The sequence below is a fragment of the Leisingera sp. G5_S3_59_S7 genome (assembly GCF_054968485.1).
The window spans coordinates 22139-40708 of the sequence record NZ_JBQKUH010000034.1 but is presented as its reverse complement, the minus strand read 5'-3'; the positions used below and the strand labels follow the sequence as shown (position 1 = coordinate 40708).

Sequence of the window (18570 nt, the reverse complement as noted above, 5' to 3'; positions counted from 1 at the left end):
ACGGCGCCTTTTCCTTTGGATGTCCTGCTATCAGCAGCTGTAGTACATGCCGAACTCAACCGGGTGCGGCGTGTGCTCGAACTTGTGGACCTCTTCCATCTTCAGCTCGATGTAGCCGTCGATCTGGTCCTTGGTGAACACATCGCCCTGCAGCAGGAAGTCGTGGTCGGCCGCCAGCGCGTCGATGGCTTCGCGCAGCGAGCCGCAGACGGTCGGGATGCCTTCCAGCTCTTCGGCCGGCAGATCGTACAGGTTCTTGTCCATGGCTTCGCCCGGATCGATCTTGTTGCGGATGCCGTCCAGGCCGGCCATCAGCAGCGCGGCAAAGCACAGATAGGGGTTTGCCGCCGGATCGGGGAAGCGGGCCTCGACGCGCTTGGCTTTCGGGCTTTCGGTCCACGGAATACGCACACAGCCGGAGCGGTTGCGGGCGGAGTAGGCGCGCAGAACCGGAGCCTCAAAGCCCGGGATCAGGCGCTTGTAGGAGTTGGTGGACGGGTTGGTGAAGGCATTCAGGGTCTTGGAATGCTTCAGGATGCCGCCGATGAAGTACAGCGCTTCCTGCGACAGGTCCGCGTATTTGTCGCCTGCAAACAGCGGCTTGCCGTCTTTCCAGATCGACATGTTGACGTGCATGCCGGAGCCGTTGTCGCCATAGATCGGCTTCGGCATGAAGGTTGCCGACTTGCCGTATGCGTGCGCCACGTTGTGGATCACGTATTTGTACTTCTGCAGCTCGTCGGCCTGTTTGGTCAGGCTGTCGAAGATCAGGCCCAGCTCGTGCTGGCAGGACGCCACTTCGTGGTGGTGCTTGTCGACCTTCATGCCCAGGCGCTTCATGGTCGAGAGCATTTCGGAGCGCAGGTCCTGCGCTTCGTCGGTCGGGTTGACCGGGAAGTAGCCGCCCTTCAGGCCCGGGCGGTGGCCCATGTTGCCCATCTCGAACTCAGCGTCGGTGTTCCAGGAGCCGTCGGTTGCGTCAACCTCATAGGACACCTTGTTGATGGTGTTGGAGTAACGCACGTCGTCGAACAGGAAGAATTCCGCTTCCGGGCCCATATAGGCCACGTCGCCGATGCCGGAGGACTTGAGGTAAGCTTCCGCCTTCTGGGCGGTGCCGCGCGGGTCGCGCTCATAGGCTTCGCCGGTGTCGGGCTCAACGATGGAGCAGTGCAGGCACAGGGTCTTTTCCGCGTAGAACGGGTCGATGTAGGCGGACTCGGTGTCTGCAACCAGTTTCATGTCGGAGTTTTCGATCGACTTCCAGCCGGCGATCGAGGAGCCGTCGAACATGAAGCCTTCTTCCAGGAAGTCTTCGTCGACCAGGTCCACGTCCACGGTCACGTGCTGCAGCTTGCCGCGCACATCGGTGAAACGGATGTCGACATAGGCGACGTCCTCGTCCTTGAGTGTCTTGAGAACTGCGTCTACGCTCATTCCCTCGGTCCTTTTTGTAGAGATGTAAGGATTTTCGTTGGTGTCTTAGAGTGCGTCCGGGCCGGTCTCGCCGGTACGGATGCGGATCGCTTGCTCGACGGGCGAGACAAAGATCTTGCCGTCGCCGATCTTGTCGGTCTTGGCGGCGTCGACGATGGCCTCGATCGCCTGGTCGACCTGATCGTCGTCCAGCACAACCTCGACCTTCACTTTGGGCAGGAAGTCGACGACATACTCGGCGCCGCGGTAAAGCTCGGTGTGACCCTTCTGGCGGCCGAAGCCCTTGACCTCGATGACGGAAAGGCCCTGCACGCCAACGTCCTGCAACGCTTCCTTCACCTCATCCAGTTTAAAAGGCTTGATGATGGCTTCGATCTTTTTCATCGGCATGGCTCCTCGCAAGCTTGTTGGGGGTGTCATTTCACTTCTAAATGAAGGCAGCAATGCGCGCCTGCGCGGCTGCGGCAATTCTGGCCAGGATTTCATCGTCGCTGCCTAAAAATTAAGCACTGCGCCTGCAAATTGCGCAGAATTGAATCGGGGAAGGGCAAAACATGACCGAACTGCTGACCGCAGCCCAGATGCGGGCGATTGAGCAGGCCGCCATCGCGTCCGGCGAGGTGACCGGGCTGGAACTGATGGAGCGGGCCGGGCAGGGGGTGGTCGAGGCCATCTTCGAGGAGTGGCCGGAACTGGCAGAAGAGCGAGGGGCCAGCCCCTCGCGCTCCCCGGAGTATTTGGGGAAAGATGAAAAGCTGCGCCGTGCAGTTGTCCTGTGCGGGCCGGGCAACAACGGCGGCGACGGGTTTGTGGTGGCGCGGCTCTTGAAGGAGCGCGGCTGGGAGGTGGAGGTGTTTCTTTACGGCGATGCTGAGAAGCTGCCGCCGGATGCGAAGGTGAACTATGAGCGGTGGCAGGAGTTAGGCCGTGTCAATGAGTGGGATGATCGCGGTATCCGTGATTTCTACGAAGGGGATGAAGAAAGCCAGTTTCTCGTGATAGACGCCTTGTTCGGAACGGGGCTGACCCGGGAAATGCCAGATGACACAAATGAAGCATGGAATGGCTTTATGCCGTCTCCTCTAATTACGGATGCCCACGAGCCGAACGAAGACCGTTTCGTAGCAATTGATTTCCCCAGCGGAATTTGCAGCGATAGCGGGCGAGACTTTGGAGCGCTCCCGACCCATCTTACCGTCACCTTCCATAGCGCCAAAATTGGCCATCATATGAGCCAGAATTGCAGGAACTATGGAGGAGCGGGAGGCTGTGGAAAGCTCAAAGTTGTGTCGATCGGTCTACCCCCTGTTTACCCCAAGGGGGGTGTCGAGTTGATTGACGACACGAAGGGTAAACTGAGTGCGAAATTTTCAGGCCACAAATACGCCCACGGCCACGCCCTCGTCCTCTCCGGCGGTCATGGCAAAACCGGAGCGGCCCGGCTGGCTGCCCGGGGCGCGCTGCGGATCGGGGCAGGGCTGGTCACTGTCGGCTCACCGCGCTCGGCGATGTTTGAAAATGCCGCCAACCTGACCGCCATCATGCTGCGTCAGATCGACGGGGCGCATGGGCTGGCGGAACTGTTGGAAGACGACCGCCTCAGTGCTCTCTGCCTTGGGCCGGGCATGGGGCGCGGGGCGGACACGCAGGCGATGGTTTTTGCGGCGCTGAAGGAAAAGCGGCCAACCGTTCTGGATGCCGATGCGCTCACAAGGTTTGAGCTGAAGCCCGAGGCGCTGTTTGAGGCCCTGCACGAAAACTGCGTGATCACCCCGCATGGCGGTGAGTTTGCCAGGCTGTTTCCGGACTTGGCGGAGAAGCTTAAAGCACCGGCAACCACCGGCCCCGCCTATTCCAAGGTCGACGCTACCCGTGAGGCCGCCAAACGCGCAGGTTGCGTGGTGCTGTTCAAGGGGCCGGATACGGTGATCGCCGCGCCGGACGGGCGCTGCTCTGTCAACTCAGCCCATTACGAACGCTCCGCTCCCTGGCTGGCAACCGCGGGGTCGGGCGACGTGCTGGCAGGCTTCATCACCGGGTTGATGGCGCGCGGGTTCGCCCCGATGCAGGCGGCGGAAACCGCTGCCTATATCCATGTGGAATGCGCGCTGGAATTCGGCCCCGGCCTGATTGCCGAGGATCTGCCGGAACAGATCCCCGCGGTGTTCCGCAAACTGGGCCTTTAAAGGTCAGGCCGCCGGGCGCAGATCCTCTTGCGGCGCAGCGGCGGCGGACAGTTCCAGCCCGCCTGCATAGATCACATGCGGGCGGGAAAACTCCAGCACTGCCAGATCCATCATCTGCAGGCCGAGGTCGCGGATGAACTCGCCGTCCACCAGCTCATAGGCCGGCACCACCGCCTGCGGCTGGCCGAACATTGCCTTGGCACGCCAGTCGCGCACCAGAATGCGCTGGTCCCAGGGCACAATCAGATCGCCGTCCGCGCGGGTGTCGCCCAGCGAACCGGCCGCAATGCTCACCGCTTGCAGCATGGCGCGGCGGGTCCGCACCGCCTCGACCTGGGCCATGCCCTGGGTGCGGGTGATCAGGCTGTCGCCGGATTTGATGTCCTCTGCCGGACGTTCGCCCTCACGGGTCAGCACGGTGGTGCCGCGCAGCAGGCTGATGTTCTGGCTGCCTTGAAACAGCCGCCGGGGCTGTGCCTGCCCGCGCATCGCGATTTGCGCGCGCAGGGCCGCATTTCCAAACGGTTTCATATTGTTGCTCGCTCTGTCTGCCTCAGACTTTTTTACCAAACTACGGCACAACCGGATTCCAGGCCCAGTCTTCTCCGGCAAAATTCCGCTCATTGTTGCAATTATGCGGACGGATTGTTGCCGGTCTGCACTGGGAGGGCCCGGCCGCGTTTTCCGCTCGCATCCGCTGCGAAGCTTTGCTATTGAGCGCGGCACGCAAGGCCGGGTGCCTCGCGGTTCGTGCGGGTGTGGCGGAATTGGTAGACGCACCAGATTTAGGTTCTGGCGCCGCAAGGCGTGGGGGTTCAAGTCCCTTCACCCGCACCATTCAATCCCTTTGAGAACAAAGAAACCTATGCCGGCAAGGCGCCTTGTCCGTTTCAAGGCCGCAATTTTGGTTGCAGTCGGGGTCTGGGCGCGCGCCGGACGTTTAGGCGGCGCTGAAATCAGCCTGCTGTGACGACCTGGGCTCTGGGTTGGTTTTTGCACCCGCCGGGTTTTCTGATTGTGCACGAATGAAAAGGGTTCTGCGCGCCGGCGCAGGGTTGCGCGGGTTGCATGGCACCTCTGACGCAAGCGCCCGGTTTAATGTGATGCCCTTCACTCAACGCCTTGAAAGAAGGCGGTTTATCGCCTGGGCGGGATCTTGCTGAGCGAATTTCCGCCTACCTCGGTTGCCTGGCGGCAGTCTGGATTTTCAACCCTGAAGCTCCCGAAAACTGCATGATATCCAGCTCGGCGGCAGCGGCCTCAGGGATGGAGAAGCACGCTGCCGGCGCAACAGGAGACTCAGAACAATGAGCACAAAATTTGCAGCACGTGCCGGCGCGGCGTCGCTGGCAGCGGCCCTGGCAGCCCCGGCCTTTGCGGGCCCGACTTATACCAATGACACCGGCGGCAGCTTCCGCTGGTACGGGCAGTTCAACCCCGCCTACCAGTCCTTTGACGACGGGCAGGAGGACTTTAACCGCCTGGTCGATAACGAGGCGTCAAACTCGCGCATCGGCCTTGAGCTGGAACAGGCCTATGGCGAGAACACCCTGCGGTTCCGCTTTGAAACCGCCTTTGGCTTCCGCGGCTCGGACGGGGTCAGCCAGCTGTCCACCGGCGACAACCTCAGCTGGGACCGCACCAATATCCGCCACGTCGACTTCCAGTTCGACACCGCGCGCTACGGCCGCTTCTCGGCCGGTCAGGGCTCGATGGCAACCGACGGCATCACCGGGGCGGATTTCTCGGGCACTGGCCTTGGCGCCTCCAACTCTGTCGCTGATTCCGCGGGCGGCTATGCCTTCCGCACCGGCGCTGGCGCGCTCAGCACCGTCGATATCGGCGATGCCTTCACCGACCTGGACGGCAGCCGGCTGGGCCGCGTCCGCTATGACTCGCCGGAGCTTGCAGGCTTCACCTTGTCGACCTCCTGGGGCACCGATGTCCTGAAGGACGCCAACGACCGCGAAAGCTACGATGTCGCGGTCCGCTGGGCCAATGACGATGCCGCCGCCTTTGCGATCGACACCGGCATCGGCGCGTCCTGGACCGAAGAAACGGGCAAGGAAGACACCCGCGACGTCTCCGGCTCCTTTGCGGTGCTGCACAAGGCGACCGGACTGTCGCTGAATCTGGCCGCGGGCGAGCGCGACATCGCAGGCACCTATGCCTATGCCAAGCTGGGCTACAAGGCGGATCTGATCGCCGCCGGCTCCACCGCGTTCTCGGTCGACTACTATGACGGCTCTGACATGGTCACCGCCGGCGACAGCGCCGAGTCCTGGGGTGTGGCTGCAGTCCAGAAGATCGACGCCTACAACGTCGAGACCTATCTGGCCTACCGCGATTATTCCTATGCCGACACCAGCGCCACCAGCTACCAGGACGCAAACGTCATCCTGGCCGGCGCCCGCTGGAAGTTCTGATCCTCCCCCTTTCGGTTTAAGAACAGCGAACACGCCCCCGCAGCGGGGCGTGTTTTCGTTACGGCACCCCGGAAATCCGCGGGATTGCGCAGGAAAGAGGCAATCCCTCTTGCGCCGCCGCGCCATGGGAAATAGAAGACCGCAAATTGTCTGGGGGCGCCTGCGCGCACGCGCCCCGAATCTCTATGGGGAATAGGATGCAGGTCACCGAGACGCTGAACGAAGGTCTGAAACGCGGCTACGCCATTACCGTCACCGCTGCAGAGCTGGACGAGAAGGTCAACGAAAAGCTGGTCGAAGCTCAGCCGGAAATCGAAATGAAAGGTTTCCGCAAGGGTAAGGTGCCGATGGCGCTGCTGAAAAAGCAGTTCGGCCAGCGCCTGATGGGCGAAGCCATGCAGGAAGCCGTTGACGGCGCCATGAACAAGCATTTCGAGGACAGCGGCGACCGTCCGGCAATGCAGCCCGACGTCAAGATGACCAACGAAGACTGGAAAGAAGGCGACGACGTCAACGTCGAGATGTCCTATGAGGCACTGCCGGAAATCCCCGAGGTCGACTTCTCCGGCGTCGAGCTGGAAAAGCTGGTTGTGAAGGCTGAAGACGAAGCCGTCACCGAAGCTCTGGAAAACCTGGCCGAAACCGCCAAGGAATTCGAAGCCCGCGAAGAGGGCGCAGCAGCCGAAGACGGCGACCAGGTCGTGATCGACTTCGTCGGCAAGATCGACGGCGAAGCCTTCGACGGCGGCGCAGGCGACGACTACCCGCTGGTGCTGGGCTCCAACTCCTTCATCCCCGGCTTCGAAGAGCAGCTGGTCGGCACCAAGGCCGGTGAAGAAAAAGACGTCACCGTCTCCTTCCCGGAAGAGTACCAGGCCGAGCACCTGGCCGGTAAGGAAGCCGTGTTCTCCTGCACCGTGAAAGAGGTCAAGGCGCCGAAAGCGGCTGAGATCGACGACGAACTGGCCAAGAAATTCGGTGCCGAGGACCTGGACGGTCTGAAGGCACAGATCTCCGAGCGTCTGGAAGCCGAATACGCCGGTGCCGCCCGCGCGGTGATGAAGCGCGCGCTGCTGGACAAGCTGGACAGCCTGGTCTCCTTCGATCTGCCGCCGTCGCTGGTCGATGCCGAAGCCAAGCAGATCGCGCATCAGCTGTGGCACGAGGACAACCCGGAAGTGCAGGGCCACGACCACGGCGAGATCGAGCCGACCGAAGAGCACGTCAAGCTGGCTGAGCGCCGCGTGCGCCTGGGCCTGCTGCTGGCCGAGCTGGGCCAGAAAGCCGAGGTCGAAGTGACCGACGCCGAAATGACCCAGGCGATCATGCAGCAAGCCCGCCAGTACCCGGGCCAGGAACGTCAGTTCTTCGAATTCATCCAGCAGAACGCCCAGATGCAGCAGCAGCTGCGCGCGCCGATCTTCGAAGACAAGGTTGTCGACCACATCGTCGAGCAGGCCAAAGTCGAGGAGAAAGAAGTCTCCAAAGACGAGCTGCAGAAGGCGGTTGAGGAGCTGGAAGAGGAATAATTCTCCTCTCCCTGTTAGATTAGGAAAAGGCCGCCCCTGGGGCGGCCTTTTTCGTGCGCGGCCCGGTTACAGGACCACGCGTTCCTGCAGCCACAGCAGAGATGGGTAGGCCGCCAGCCAGATCCAGAAGAACCGGTTCAGCCCGAACAGGCAGGCGTTGGCAAGGTGGAACAGCGCTGCGGTGAACAGCGCCAGAACCAGCGCCTCTTGGCTGAACAGCGCCAGCGGGAACAGCACCTCGAACAGCATCACCGCCCAGCCCATCATCCACAGCAGCCGCGGGCGGTCCGCCAGGCGGCGCAGGTTTTCGCTGACCGGGTAGGCGGAGAAGCGGAACACATCCTGCAACGCCCGGCCGGAGCGCCACTCAGCATTCACGATTTTTACTTGGCCGGAGATGAAGTAGCAGATCACCAGCTGCCCGGCGAGATAAGCAAAGGCGTATTCCTGCCATTGCTCGGACGGCAGCCAGCGGGCCGCGGTCAGGCAGCAAAGGATCAGCAGGCTCATCTTGTCGCTGCCGCCGTTATACGGCCCCTGAAACCGTTGCAGCAGCAAAAGCCCCAGGACCAGCAGTCCCAGCAGCACCCAGGGCGTGGCGGTCCCGAACAGCAGCAGCCCGGCCAGCAGCAGGCGGGGCCCGTGCAGGATCTGCTCGTCCCGCAAGCCCGCCATATGCTCGGCGCTTTGCTGCAGAAAGGCGAGCGCCAGCAGCACCTCGGTCGCGCGCAGGGCCAGTTCCAGGCTCATGCAGCGGCCCGTGCGGCCTGCGCCGCTTTGGCGGCGGCGCCGGCCATAATCTGCGGCTCGGATTGATAGGTGACCGCCTTCACCAGCCGGCCGTCTTCGCCGCGGTCCAGAAACACCAAACGGAACTGCAGGCAGGGCAGGAGGGCACCGGGCGGCAGTGCGCGCTGCAGGTCGGCCGCAATCCGGCGCAGGATTTCCTGGCGGCTGTGTTCCGTGGGCGCCAGTGTCAGCCGTTCGGCGCAGCTGACCAGGAACAGGCTTTCGTTCCAGCGCGCATTCCACAGCATCCGCCCGGCCACGGCAAGCGGGCTCAGCCGCTGCGGGCGCGGCCGGAATTCCTGCCAGTCCGTCGGCGGACCGGAGGTGCCCGCCAGCATGCGGAACTCAACCCGGGGCGAAGGGTCCACCGACTTGAAAAAGCGCCAGGACGGCATCAGCGCGGGCAGCAGCAGTTTGAACAGGGTCAGCATGGCGCCAGTAAAGCGGGCGCCGGTTATAATTCTGCTAAAATTCCGCCAGAACGAAAGCGAAATGCTCCCGCCCGTCCTTGGCAGCTTCCTGCGGAAGCCGCCGGCGTCCCGTTGGGCCGGGCAGCGCCCCTGCGGGGCGCTGCGGGCGGCGGCTCTGCGGGCCTAGGGGCGCAAGCCGGTCTCCCGGAGCATGCCGCGGCGTTTGGCCTCAAAATAATAGCCGCGGGAGTAATGCTTGACCGCCATGTCCTGGCTGCCATCGGCGAGCAGCCAGGCGCCGCGCAGGTATTTGACGGAAAACTGCAGGTTGGTGTCCGCATCCAGCAGATCCTTGGGCTGCCCCTGAAAGCCCATCGAGCGGGCGGTGGCCGGCAGGATTTGCAGCAGCCCGTAATAGGGCCGGTTCACCGCGTGCGGGCGGTGGGTGCTTTCGCGCACCGCCAGCCGGTGCACCAGGCTGCGCGGCACCTCGTAATGGTCTGCCCAATAATTGATCTGCTGCCGCAGCTCGGGCGTCTCATTGGGGAAGAGCGGCGGATTGTACCGTGTCACCTCCGGGGGCGCAGCGGTGCTTCCGCAGGCAGCCAGAACTGCGGCTGCAAAAAATAAGATCAGTGTGGTCCGGCGCGTCATGCGGCCTCCGCCTATAGTTGCTCGCGGACAGCCTAGCCGCATGGCGGCGGGCTGCAATATGGTCTGCGCCGCTCTCTGCGGCAACCGGCAGGGAACCGCCAGACCCGAAGGGGGATTCCGCCTGCAAAAGGGCCGCCTTGCAGGCCTTCGGGGTGGTCCCTCAAAGTTTAAGTATTAGACATTTGTTAAATATGTCCTCCCACTACATATTGGGTATGCGCATTGAGGCAACACGACCCTCAGGCAGATTGCCCCTCACGCCTGTGGGGCATCTGACCAGATCGGGCAGAAGGGGCCGCGGCTGTTTCCCAATTTTCCGCGGTCCCAACAACTCCCGGCAGGCGCAGCTGCCGCCATCTGGATCATGCCGGGTTTGACCGCCGCCCGGGCCTGCGGCGCAGCGCGGCCAAGCGCGGTGTCAGCCAGCCGTGCGGCCCGGTTTGTCCGGCGTCCCGAACAGGCTGCGGCCCGGCGCAATCACACCCTCGGGCACAATCTCCGCAATCGCTTCCGTTCTGAAGTCCGGCCGGTCGAACCGGTGCCCCCGCAGCAGCCTGAACAGCAGCCGCCGGCGCAGTGCCAGCTCCTCACGCTCCAGGTCGTCATCCAAGGCAAACCCCTCCCTTCTGCTCCCGCTGCCATGCTGGCAAGGAACGGCAAACGGAAGGTTTATGGCAGACGCGCATGTTTCTAAAACTTAGGCCGGCTTTTATCGGTGTCCGCCGGAATCAGAAAAGGCCGCCCGTCAGGCGGCCTTTCCCATGTCTCACCTGACCCGAAGGGATCAGTTGGTTTCTTCATCGCCAGCGGCTTCGGCTTCCGGACCTTCGTCCTCGTCGGAGGCTGCGGAGCCGATATCGTCGAACAGTTCGGAGATCTCGAATTCAGCAGCGGCTTCCTCTTCGGCGGCCAGCTCCTGGATCGATTTGCCCGATGCCTGCAGCTCGGCTTCCTCTTCGGAGCGGGCCACGTTCAGCTTGATTTCGACTTCCACTTCCGGGTGCAGCTTCACGGCGACCGAATGCAGGCCCAGTTCCTTGATCGGGTGGATCAGGGCGACCTGTTTCTTGTCGACCGAGAAACCGTCCGCGGTTGCGGCATCAGCAGCGTCGCGCGGAGTGACCGAGCCGTACAGCGCGCCCGCGTCCGATGCGGAGCGAATCACGATGAACTGCTGGCCGTCCAGCTTCTCTGCCAGTGCCTCGGCTTCTTTCTTGGTCTCCAGGTTGCGCGCTTCCAGCTGCGCTTTCTGGGCTTCGAAAGAGGCGATGTTGGCCTCGGAGGCGGTTTTTGCCTTGCCCTGCGGCAGCAGGAAGTTGCGGGCGTACCCGGGCTTCACGTCAACGACGTCGCCCATCTGGCCCAGCTTTGCAACGCGCTCAAGAAGGATAACTTGCATCTGCTTTTCTCCTTACTTCACGGCGTAGGGCAGCAGGGCGAGGAAGCGGGCGCGCTTGATTGCACGGGCCAGCTCACGCTGCTTCTTGGCCGAAACGGCGGTGATGCGCGAAGGCACGATCTTGCCGCGCTCAGAGATGTAGCGCTGCAGCAGACGGGTGTCCTTGTAGTCGATCTTCGGCGCGTTGTCGCCCGAGAACGGGCAAACCTTGCGGCGGCGGAAAAACGGTTTGGCTGCCATGATTTAGCGTCCTTTTCTCAAGCGTTGATCAGCGGCGCTCGCGACGGCCGTCGCGTTCGTCGCGCTTCTGCATCTGGACCGAAGGGCCCTCGGCGTGCTCGTCGACCTTGATGGTCAGGACGCGCATCACGTCATCATGCAGACGCATCAGGCGCTCCATTTCCTGCACGGCAGACGCGGGTGCGTCGGTGCGCAGGAAGGCATAGTGGCCCTTGCGGTTCTTGTTGATCTTGTAGGCCATGGTTTTGACGCCCCAGTACTCCTGGTCGACCAGCTTGCCGCCGTTGTCGGACAGAACAGCACCGAAGTGTTCGATGAGGCCTTCTGCTTGCGAGTTGGACAGGTCCTGACGCGCAATCATGACATGCTCATAGAGTGGCATGCGAACTCCTGTTTGTGTCTAGGCGCATTTCATAGACGGGGCATCTGATGCTTCCGCTGCCCGGTCACGAGAGGCTGCGCGGATCGAAAGTGTCGCGGAAGCAGGGCCTCCTATACAGGCTGAGGCGCAAAGGGCAAGGCAAAAGCGGCGCCCGGCCGCGCCCGGCGCCGGGCCGCCGCCGCAAAACCGCAGGCGCGCCGCATTGCTGCCCAATTGCCGGCCTTGATTGTTTAACGGAGTCTTAACGCGGTAAGAAGCCGCGGCGCCGGCCCCCGCGCCGGCATGGGCAGCTTTAGAAAGGGCAGTCGGATGGCAATGACAGATCAAATCCCGCCGCAGGGACCGGGCGTTTCCGGCGCCGCGGCGTTTGGCGCAGCGGCCAGGGCGGCGCCGCTCAGCCTGCAGCTGGAGGCGAACTGGAAACTGCGCTTGATCCTGCTCCGGCTTCTGGGGGCGGCGATGATCCTCGGCTCCACCGGCCTGTGGCTGGTGCCCGGCGCCGGGGCCGATCCGGAGATGAACCTGCTCCGGATGGGGGTTTCGGTGGCCTTCCTGCTGGCCGGGCTGGTGCTGATGACAGTGCATGAGCCCGGCAGCGGGCCTGAAGCCTGCTTTGACCCGGTGCGCCGCGAGCTGAGGCTGCTGCAGCGTGACGGCAAAGGGCGCCCGCGCACGGTGCTGCGCCGCAGCTACGAAAGCCTGGGCGCGGTCCGGCTGACCGCCGCGTCGGTGCAGCTCTACGAGACCGACGGCAGCCTGCTGATCGAGCTGCCGCTCCAGACTGCCGCGATGCGCAGCCAGCTGCGCGACCAGTTCAGCGGCGCGGTGCGGATCCTGACCTGACGGATCATCACTTTCCCGCGAGTGAGGCCCGGCTGCACAGCCGCCGGGTTTTGTGTTCGCCCGCTCACAGGTACTGTTGGTTTTTGCCGGCTTCCTTTTCGGGAGCCGTTCGCCACATCTGTTGCCACAAGATTTCTTCAGACGGAGCCTTTCCATGAAAAAGACACTGCTTGCCGCCGCCCTGGCCGCTGCCGCCGCAACCGGCGCTGCTGCCGCCCCCGAAAAATACGTCCTGGATCCCGGCCACAGCCAGATCCTGTTCGATTACAACCACCTGGGCTATTCGACCACCTACGGGCTGTTCGCCGGTTTTGAGGGCGAGATCATGTTTGACCAGGAAGACCCGGCAAATTCCTCCGTCTCCGTGTCCATGCCGCTCAGCAGCATGTTCACCGGCTGGCAGGCGCGCTTCGACCACTTTATGACCAAGGATTTCTTCGACGCCACTGAGGATGAAACCATCAGCTTCACCTCCACCGGCATCGAAGTGACCGGCGAGGAGACCGCCAAGATCACCGGCGATCTGACCCTGAACGGTGTGACCAAATCGGTGGTGCTGGATGCCAAGCTGAACCAGAAAGGCGAGCATCCGATGGCCAAGAAGCCCTGGGCCGGTTTCGACGCCACCACCCAGGTCCTGCGCTCCGACTACAACCTGGGCCAGTTCGCGCCCTTCGTCAGCGACGAGGTCAACATCAAGATCTCGGTCGAGGCGATGAAGGCCGACAGCTGATCCAGCTGCCGCTTCAGCGAATTTCCAGCCGCCGGCCCCAACGGGCCGGCGGTTTTCGTTTGCCTGCCGCTGCCGGCCTCCCCAAAGCGTGACACAAGTTCATTGGCCTTTCCGGCGCTTCAGGAGCAGGCTGAAGATGGCCTCTCCGGCCAACTCGGAAAGGAGGCACCCATGTCCCGCTTAGGCTTCTTCGCTTCGGCCGGCGCGGCCTTGGCCCTCGCAGCCAATCTGGCATTTACAGCGCCAGCCGCCGCCCATGATTCAGGCCATGATGCGGCCCGCGCCGTAGCCGGGCTGCTTGCCCTGGGCATCATCGCCAAAAGCCTGGATGACCGCAAACACCGCCATCACGGCTATAATCACAGCTATTATCCGCGGACCTACTACAAGCCCTACGGCGGCCGCCACCACGTCAAACGGTACCGCCACCACTACCGGGGCATTCACCGTCACCGGTCACGTCACGGCGGCTATTACCGGCATAGCCACTGACGCCCGGCCATTGCACGGACCTGTTGAGCAGAAACCCGCCCGCGGGCCTTTCCCGGCCGGGCGGCTGGCCTAAGCCCGGAACATGTGCGCCACAAGCACACAGCGCCGCGCGTCAGCGCGGCGCCGGGCCCAAGGCTGCCAGGGGGAGCCGGCGCAGCCGGGACTCCCGCAGGCGCGGGAGGGCGTGAACGCCCCGGATCACTCCTCCCGTTCGGCCTCCAGCTCCACTGCAACCTCCACCGCAAATCCCAGCGAGCTTTCGTCCGGCAGGCTCTTGCCGATCCCGAAATCCAGCCGGTTCAGGGTCAGCCCGCCGGTCATTTTCGCAGTGGTCCCGTCCAGCGCCAGGTCAAAGGGCAGGGTCACCGGCACCGTCTGGCCCTTGATGGTCAGCGTGCCGTCAGCCTCATAACCGTCTGCCAGCTTTTCGATCTCCGCCTTGAACAGGGCGGTGGGGAAATTGGCGCTGTCGAAATAATCCGCCCCCATTGCCTGCTGTGTCACCGTTCCCAGTTTCAGCGAGGGAATGGCGATCGTCACCTCCACATCCCCGGCCGGGCCAGGTGCCGCGGGCTCCTCGAAATTGATCACTGCATCCCATTCGCCGAAGCTGCCGGAGACCGCGCTGCCCATCTGGGTGACGGAAATCCCCACTGTGCCCGATTGCACCGTCCAGCTGCCGGCCCCGCCGCCGCCCGGCTTTGCGGCCACAACCGGCGTTGCGGAGCCGGCAGTTTGCTTGCCGCCGAAGACGCCGATTGCAGCCCCGCCGCTCAGCGCGCCGGCCCAGACCAGCAGCGCCGCCAGCAGCGGCAGCAGGCTGTGGCTCTGCGCCGGCGGCTGCGGCGCGCCGGAACGGCCCGGCAGCATCCGCCGCAGGGTGGAGTCGCGGTCGATCACGTGATGCTTGAGCGCGCCGGCAATATGCAGCCCCAGCGCCCCCGCCAGGGTCCAGACCAGAACCCAGTGCAGCCCCGCCGACATTTCCGCCACGGCCTCGGATTGCGGCACAAACGGCAGGGTCTGCCCGAACGGCCACCAGATCGGCGCAAAACCGGTGGTGGCGGCATGGTGGACCCAGCCGCTCAGCGGCACCGCCACCAGCGAGCCGTACAGCAGCCAATGCACCATCTCCGCCGCCAGCGCCTCTGCCTTGCGGTCCGGGTGCAGCAGCCCCGGCTTGGGCTGGCTCAGCGCCCACAGGATGCGCAGCAGCGCGGTAAAGAACACGGTGACCCCGATGGTCTTGTGCAGCGAGAACAGCAGCGTGGCCCGCTCGATCACCGCCTGGCTGCCGTCAAACGCCGGGCTCTGGATCTCATGCGCCAGCTCATTGGCGAGATAGCCCAGCGGAAAGGCAGAGAAGATCAGCAGCGCGGTCAGCCAGTGGAAGGTCTTGGCAACGCTGCCATAGCTTTGAAAGGTGTTTTGGCCGGGCATGGGACTACGGGTCCTTTTCAAGTCGTGTGCTGCACTCAAGGTAGCAACACCGCCGCCCTGCGCAATATTCGCACGCCCTTCATCCGCGCACAGCTGCGGTGCGCAGGCTGCAGCTTTGCTTGTGCGTTGCGTCAAGGGCCGTTACATCAGGCCAAACGCTAAAACAGACGAGGTCTTCAATGACGATCGCATTCGTGTTCCCCGGCCAGGGCGCCCAAACCATCGGGATGGGCAAGGCGCTGGCAGATGCCTATCCGGCGGCCAGGGCCGTCTTTGACGAGGTTGATGAAGCGCTGGGGGAAAGCCTGAGCCAGCTGATCTGGGAGGGCGATATCGAAACCCTGACCCTGACCCAGAACGCGCAGCCCGCGCTGATGGCCACCTCGATGGCCGCCCTGCGGGCGCTGGAGGCCGAAGGCGTTACGATTGAAAAGGCCGCCTTTGTGGCCGGCCACTCGCTGGGCGAATACTCGGCACTTGCGGCGGCCGGGGCGATCTCGGTCACCGACACCGCCCGCCTGCTGCGCACCCGCGGCCTTGCGATGCAAAGCGCCGTGCCGGTGGGCGAGGGCGCCATGGCCGCGATCCTGGGCCTCGACCTCGACGCCGTGCGCGCAGTGGCTGAGGAAGCCGCGCAAGGCGAAGTCTGCCAGGCCGCCAACGACAACGACCCCACCCAGGTGGTGGTCTCCGGCGCCAAGGCAGCGGTGGAACGCGCCGCTGTGATCGCCAAGGAAAAGGGCGCCAAGCGCGCCGTGATGCTGCCGGTGTCCGCCCCCTTCCACTGCGCCCTGATGCAGCCCGCCGCCGACGCCATGGCCGAGGCGCTGGCCGGTGTTGAGATTAAATCCCCCGCGGTGCCGCTGATCGCCAATGTGCGCGCCGATGCGGTGACCAGCCCGGACGAAATCCGCCAGCTTCTGGTCGAGCAGGTGACCGGCTCTGTGCGCTGGCGCGAAAGCGTGCAGGCGATGGCGGCCAAGGGTGTCAGCGAATTCTGGGAGATCGGCGCGGGCAAGGCGCTGTCGGGCATGATCCGCAAGATCGACCGCGCGCTGGCCTGCCGCCAGGTCGGCACCCCCGAGGACGCCAAGGCGGCCGCCGAAGCATAAAGAGATTTTCCGGCGCCAGCCCCGCGCGGCCCGGAACCGCAACTGAAGGAAACGACATGTTTGATCTGACTGGCAAGAATGCCCTCGTCACCGGCGCCTCCGGCGGCATCGGCGGCGACATCGCCCGCGCGCTGCACGCGGCAGGCGCCACCGTCGCCCTGTCCGGCACCCGCGAAGAGCCGCTCAAGGCGCTGGCCGAAGAGCTGGGCGAGCGCGCCCATGTGCTGCCCTGCAACCTCTCCGACGCCGAAGCGGTCGAGGCGCTGCCGAAACAGGCGGCAGAGGCGATGGGCTCCGTCGACATCCTGGTCAACAATGCAGGCATCACCCGCGACAACCTGTTCATGCGCATGAAGGACGAGGAATGGGACAGCGTGCTGAACGTGAACCTCACTTCCACCATGCGGCTGTGCCGCGGCGTGCTGCGCGGCATGATGAAGGCGCGCTGGGGCCGCATCATCAATATCTCTTCCGTCGTGGGCGCCACCGGCAACCCGGGCCAGGGCAACTATGCCGCTTCCAAGGCCGGCATGATCGGCATGTCCAAGTCGCTGGCCTATGAAGTCGCCAACCGCGGCATCACCGTCAACGCAGTCGCGCCGGGCTTCATCGCCACCGCGATGACCGACAAGCTGAACGACAGCCAGAAAGACGCGATTCTGAGCCAGATCCCGGCGGGCCGCATGGGGGATTCGAACGAAATCGCCTCTGCCGTTCTCTATCTGGCCAGCCAGGAAGCGGGCTATGTCACCGGCACAACCCTGCATGTGAATGGCGGCATGGCGATGATCTGAGCCCAGTGCCAGCCTCTGAATTGCCAAGCCCCGCAGCCTGTCTGCGGGGCTTTTTTACGCCATATCTCGCCAAGCCCGCCGCGCAGCCAGTCCTGCCGTTGCCGTCAAGCGGTTGAAAAACGGCGGAATTGCCAAAAAAGTCCGTTAACACTCTTGCAACCACTTGATTGCGGGGCCATCTGCACGGCTTCATACCCGCACGATACCGGCTGCCGCGGGATTCGTTACCAAGCGAAACCGTTTGCCTTGGCCGCGGTCTATGCTATAGGCGGCCCATATCCGCAGGTATTTCCTAAGGGAAACGCCGCACTGTCCCCGTCCCGCGGGGATAACACCGCCCGCTCCGGGCAATAACCACGCCGCCCGCACGGGCAAGGGCAGAACCGGGCAGAGTGCCCTGAAATACGAGGAAGAGACATGAGCGACGTCGCAGATCGCGTTAAGAAGATCGTTGTTGAGCACCTGGGTGTTGAAGAGGACAAAGTCACTGAAAACGCCTCCTTCATCGACGATCTGGGCGCAGACAGCCTGGACACCGTGGAACTGGTGATGGCGTTTGAAGAAGAGTTCGGCATCGAGATCCCGGACGACGCAGCCGAAACCATCCAGACCTTCGGCGACGCGGTCAAGTTCATCTCCGAAGCGTCCTAAGCCACGCTTCCGGATGACCGGAATAAACGGCGCTCTCCCGTGCGGAGGGCGCCGTTTTCTTTTTGCGTATCCGGTGCCGGCCGGGGGGGTCCGAATCTGCTCCTGCGGCAATCTGGCCCCTTGCTTGTTTGCGCTACCAGGCGGCCGGGCGCGCGTGCCGCAATTGTTCCACAAATGGTCAGGATACGGCGTATCGGAGGGTATTATCCGTGCTAATATTTCCGTGACAGGCAGAACACAGAGGAGACTGGCACTATGATGATTTACCCCACGATGGAGATTCAGAACGGCCGCTGCGTGACCCTCGAAAAAGGCCGCCTCGACGAGCCGCAGATCTGGCACGTGGACCCGGTGGAAACCGCCAAAGGCTTTGCTGCCGCAGGGGCGGAATGGATGCACCTGACCGACTTCAGCGCCATTGAAGGCGATTACAGCAACGAAGAGCTGGTGACCGACATCATCCGCGGCGCCGGCATTCCGGTGCAGCTGGGCGGCGGCATCCGCTCGCGCGAGCAGGTTGAGCACTGGATCGACAAGGGGGCAGGGCGCATCGTGATCGGCACCCTGGCTGCCCGCGACCCGCATCTGGTGCGCGAACTGGCCGAACACCATCCGGACCAGATCGTGCTGGCAGTTGATATCTGGCAGGGCCAGGTGATGACCGACGGCTGGCGCAAGTCCGGCGCCTTCACCCCCGAAGCCTATCTGGAGGCCTTTGAGGGCGCGCCGTTTGCCGGCATCATCATCACCGACATCGACTCCGACGTCGCCGATACCGAGGCGCAGATGGGGCTGATGTCGCATCTGGCGTCCACGGTGAAGCTGCCGGTGATTGCCAACGGCGTGGTGCGCAATGCCGATGATATTTCACGGCTGAAGTACATTCAGAACATCTCCGGCGCGATGGTGGGCCGGGCGCTGTTCCGCAAAACGCTGTCGGTTGAGGATGCGCTGGCGGTTGCCCAGCCGGAACCGGAACCGGTGGCGGAATTCCAGTAACCCCAAAGGCCCCGGCCTGCTGTCTGCGGAGCGCCCGCAGGCAGCGCCCGGCCG

Annotated in this window: 21 protein-coding genes and 1 tRNA gene; 11 read left to right on the top strand and 11 right to left on the bottom strand. The window is 63.7% G+C overall.

What is annotated here, in order from left to right; all coding sequences use genetic code 11:
* Window positions 1-30 precede the first annotated feature (30 nt).
* Together glnA and ACTRWG_RS15105 are read right to left on the bottom strand one after the other, a co-directional pair.
* On the bottom strand, window positions 31-1437 hold the full coding sequence (gene glnA / locus ACTRWG_RS15110; protein ID WP_027237859.1) for a type I glutamate--ammonia ligase: 1407 nt from the start codon (window positions 1435-1437) through the stop codon (window positions 31-33).
* Between the two features lie 45 nt (window positions 1438-1482).
* On the bottom strand, window positions 1483-1821 hold the full coding sequence (locus tag ACTRWG_RS15105) for a P-II family nitrogen regulator (protein ID WP_008554830.1): 339 nt from the start codon (window positions 1819-1821) through the stop codon (window positions 1483-1485).
* A 170-nt stretch (window positions 1822-1991) separates the two neighbouring features.
* Between ACTRWG_RS15105 and ACTRWG_RS15100 the strand changes: the two genes are divergently transcribed.
* On the top strand, window positions 1992-3623 hold the full coding sequence (locus ACTRWG_RS15100; protein WP_027237858.1) for a bifunctional ADP-dependent NAD(P)H-hydrate dehydratase/NAD(P)H-hydrate epimerase: 1632 nt from the start codon (window positions 1992-1994) through the stop codon (window positions 3621-3623).
* 3 nt (window positions 3624-3626) lie between these two features.
* Here the strand turns inward: ACTRWG_RS15100 and ACTRWG_RS15095 are convergent, their stop codons facing one another.
* Window positions 3627-4154 (bottom strand): Hint domain-containing protein, encoded by a 528-nt coding sequence (locus ACTRWG_RS15095; RefSeq protein ID WP_027237857.1) that lies wholly within the window; start codon window positions 4152-4154, stop codon window positions 3627-3629.
* 221 nt (window positions 4155-4375) lie between these two features.
* Here ACTRWG_RS15095 and ACTRWG_RS15090 point away from each other — a divergent pair.
* The 3 genes from ACTRWG_RS15090 (at window position 4376) to tig (ending at window position 7578) form a co-directional block, all read left to right on the top strand.
* Window positions 4376-4460 (top strand) — tRNA-Leu (locus tag ACTRWG_RS15090).
* A 470-nt stretch (window positions 4461-4930) separates the two neighbouring features.
* Window positions 4931-6049, top strand: coding sequence for a porin (locus tag ACTRWG_RS15085; RefSeq protein WP_462829533.1), 1119 nt, complete (start codon window positions 4931-4933; stop codon window positions 6047-6049).
* Between the two features lie 197 nt (window positions 6050-6246).
* Complete coding sequence (gene tig / locus ACTRWG_RS15080; protein ID WP_259959116.1) at window positions 6247-7578, top strand: trigger factor; 1332 nt, start codon at window positions 6247-6249, stop codon at window positions 7576-7578.
* 66 nt (window positions 7579-7644) lie between these two features.
* Here tig and ACTRWG_RS15075 read toward each other — a convergent pair whose 3' ends face one another.
* The 7 genes from ACTRWG_RS15075 to rpsF form a co-directional block, all read right to left on the bottom strand.
* Window positions 7645-8328, bottom strand: coding sequence for an HTTM domain-containing protein (locus ACTRWG_RS15075; RefSeq protein ID WP_462829532.1), 684 nt, complete (start codon window positions 8326-8328; stop codon window positions 7645-7647).
* Window positions 8325-8798 (bottom strand): hypothetical protein, encoded by a 474-nt coding sequence (locus ACTRWG_RS15070; RefSeq protein ID WP_259959117.1) that lies wholly within the window; start codon window positions 8796-8798, stop codon window positions 8325-8327. Before ACTRWG_RS15070 ends, ACTRWG_RS15075 begins: the two co-directional genes overlap by 4 nt.
* Before the next feature lie 162 nt (window positions 8799-8960).
* Window positions 8961-9431 carry a lytic transglycosylase domain-containing protein gene (locus tag ACTRWG_RS15065; RefSeq protein ID WP_027237805.1) on the bottom strand — a complete coding sequence of 157 codons (471 nt, stop codon included), beginning with the start codon at window positions 9429-9431 and terminating at the stop codon, window positions 8961-8963.
* 418 nt (window positions 9432-9849) lie between these two features.
* Window positions 9850-10041 carry a hypothetical protein gene (locus tag ACTRWG_RS15060; RefSeq protein WP_027237804.1) on the bottom strand — a complete coding sequence of 64 codons (192 nt, stop codon included), beginning with the start codon at window positions 10039-10041 and terminating at the stop codon, window positions 9850-9852.
* Between the two features lie 174 nt (window positions 10042-10215).
* A complete protein-coding gene (gene rplI / locus ACTRWG_RS15055) occupies window positions 10216-10830 on the bottom strand; it encodes a 50S ribosomal protein L9 (protein ID WP_027237803.1) in 615 nt (204 codons plus the stop codon).
* Between the two features lie 12 nt (window positions 10831-10842).
* The gene (gene rpsR, locus ACTRWG_RS15050) at window positions 10843-11070 is read right to left on the bottom strand and encodes a 30S ribosomal protein S18 (RefSeq protein WP_005982441.1); all 228 of its coding nucleotides are present in this window, start codon (window positions 11068-11070) and stop codon (window positions 10843-10845) included.
* Between the two features lie 28 nt (window positions 11071-11098).
* A complete protein-coding gene (gene rpsF / locus ACTRWG_RS15045; protein WP_027237802.1) occupies window positions 11099-11452 on the bottom strand; it encodes a 30S ribosomal protein S6 in 354 nt (117 codons plus the stop codon).
* A gap of 315 nt (window positions 11453-11767) precedes the next feature.
* On the opposite strand from rpsF, the gene ACTRWG_RS15040 reads away from it, so the two are divergent.
* The 3 genes from ACTRWG_RS15040 (at window position 11768) to ACTRWG_RS15030 (ending at window position 13520) form a co-directional block, all read left to right on the top strand.
* Window positions 11768-12295, top strand: coding sequence for a hypothetical protein (locus ACTRWG_RS15040; RefSeq protein ID WP_245597405.1), 528 nt, complete (start codon window positions 11768-11770; stop codon window positions 12293-12295).
* A 154-nt stretch (window positions 12296-12449) separates the two neighbouring features.
* Window positions 12450-13028 (top strand): YceI family protein, encoded by a 579-nt coding sequence (locus tag ACTRWG_RS15035; protein ID WP_027237800.1) that lies wholly within the window; start codon window positions 12450-12452, stop codon window positions 13026-13028.
* A 171-nt stretch (window positions 13029-13199) separates the two neighbouring features.
* Window positions 13200-13520 carry a hypothetical protein gene (locus tag ACTRWG_RS15030; protein ID WP_260003900.1) on the top strand — a complete coding sequence of 107 codons (321 nt, stop codon included), beginning with the start codon at window positions 13200-13202 and terminating at the stop codon, window positions 13518-13520.
* 198 nt (window positions 13521-13718) lie between these two features.
* Here ACTRWG_RS15030 and ACTRWG_RS15025 read toward each other — a convergent pair whose 3' ends face one another.
* Complete coding sequence (locus ACTRWG_RS15025) at window positions 13719-14960, bottom strand: cytochrome b/b6 domain-containing protein (protein WP_462829530.1); 1242 nt, start codon at window positions 14958-14960, stop codon at window positions 13719-13721.
* A gap of 179 nt (window positions 14961-15139) precedes the next feature.
* Here ACTRWG_RS15025 and fabD point away from each other — a divergent pair, with 179 nt between their 5' ends.
* The 4 genes from fabD (at window position 15140) to ACTRWG_RS15005 (ending at window position 18516) form a co-directional block, all read left to right on the top strand.
* Window positions 15140-16072: an ACP S-malonyltransferase gene (gene fabD / locus ACTRWG_RS15020; RefSeq protein WP_462829529.1), complete on the top strand. Its 933-nt coding sequence runs from the start codon at window positions 15140-15142 to the stop codon at window positions 16070-16072.
* 56 nt (window positions 16073-16128) lie between these two features.
* The gene (gene fabG, locus ACTRWG_RS15015; RefSeq protein WP_027237796.1) at window positions 16129-16866 is read left to right on the top strand and encodes a 3-oxoacyl-ACP reductase FabG; all 738 of its coding nucleotides are present in this window, start codon (window positions 16129-16131) and stop codon (window positions 16864-16866) included.
* A 417-nt stretch (window positions 16867-17283) separates the two neighbouring features.
* Window positions 17284-17517 carry an acyl carrier protein gene (locus ACTRWG_RS15010; RefSeq protein ID WP_005982462.1) on the top strand — a complete coding sequence of 78 codons (234 nt, stop codon included), beginning with the start codon at window positions 17284-17286 and terminating at the stop codon, window positions 17515-17517.
* A gap of 255 nt (window positions 17518-17772) precedes the next feature.
* On the top strand, window positions 17773-18516 hold the full coding sequence (locus tag ACTRWG_RS15005; protein WP_027237795.1) for a 1-(5-phosphoribosyl)-5-[(5-phosphoribosylamino)methylideneamino]imidazole-4-carboxamide isomerase: 744 nt from the start codon (window positions 17773-17775) through the stop codon (window positions 18514-18516).
* Window positions 18517-18570 lie beyond the last annotated feature (54 nt).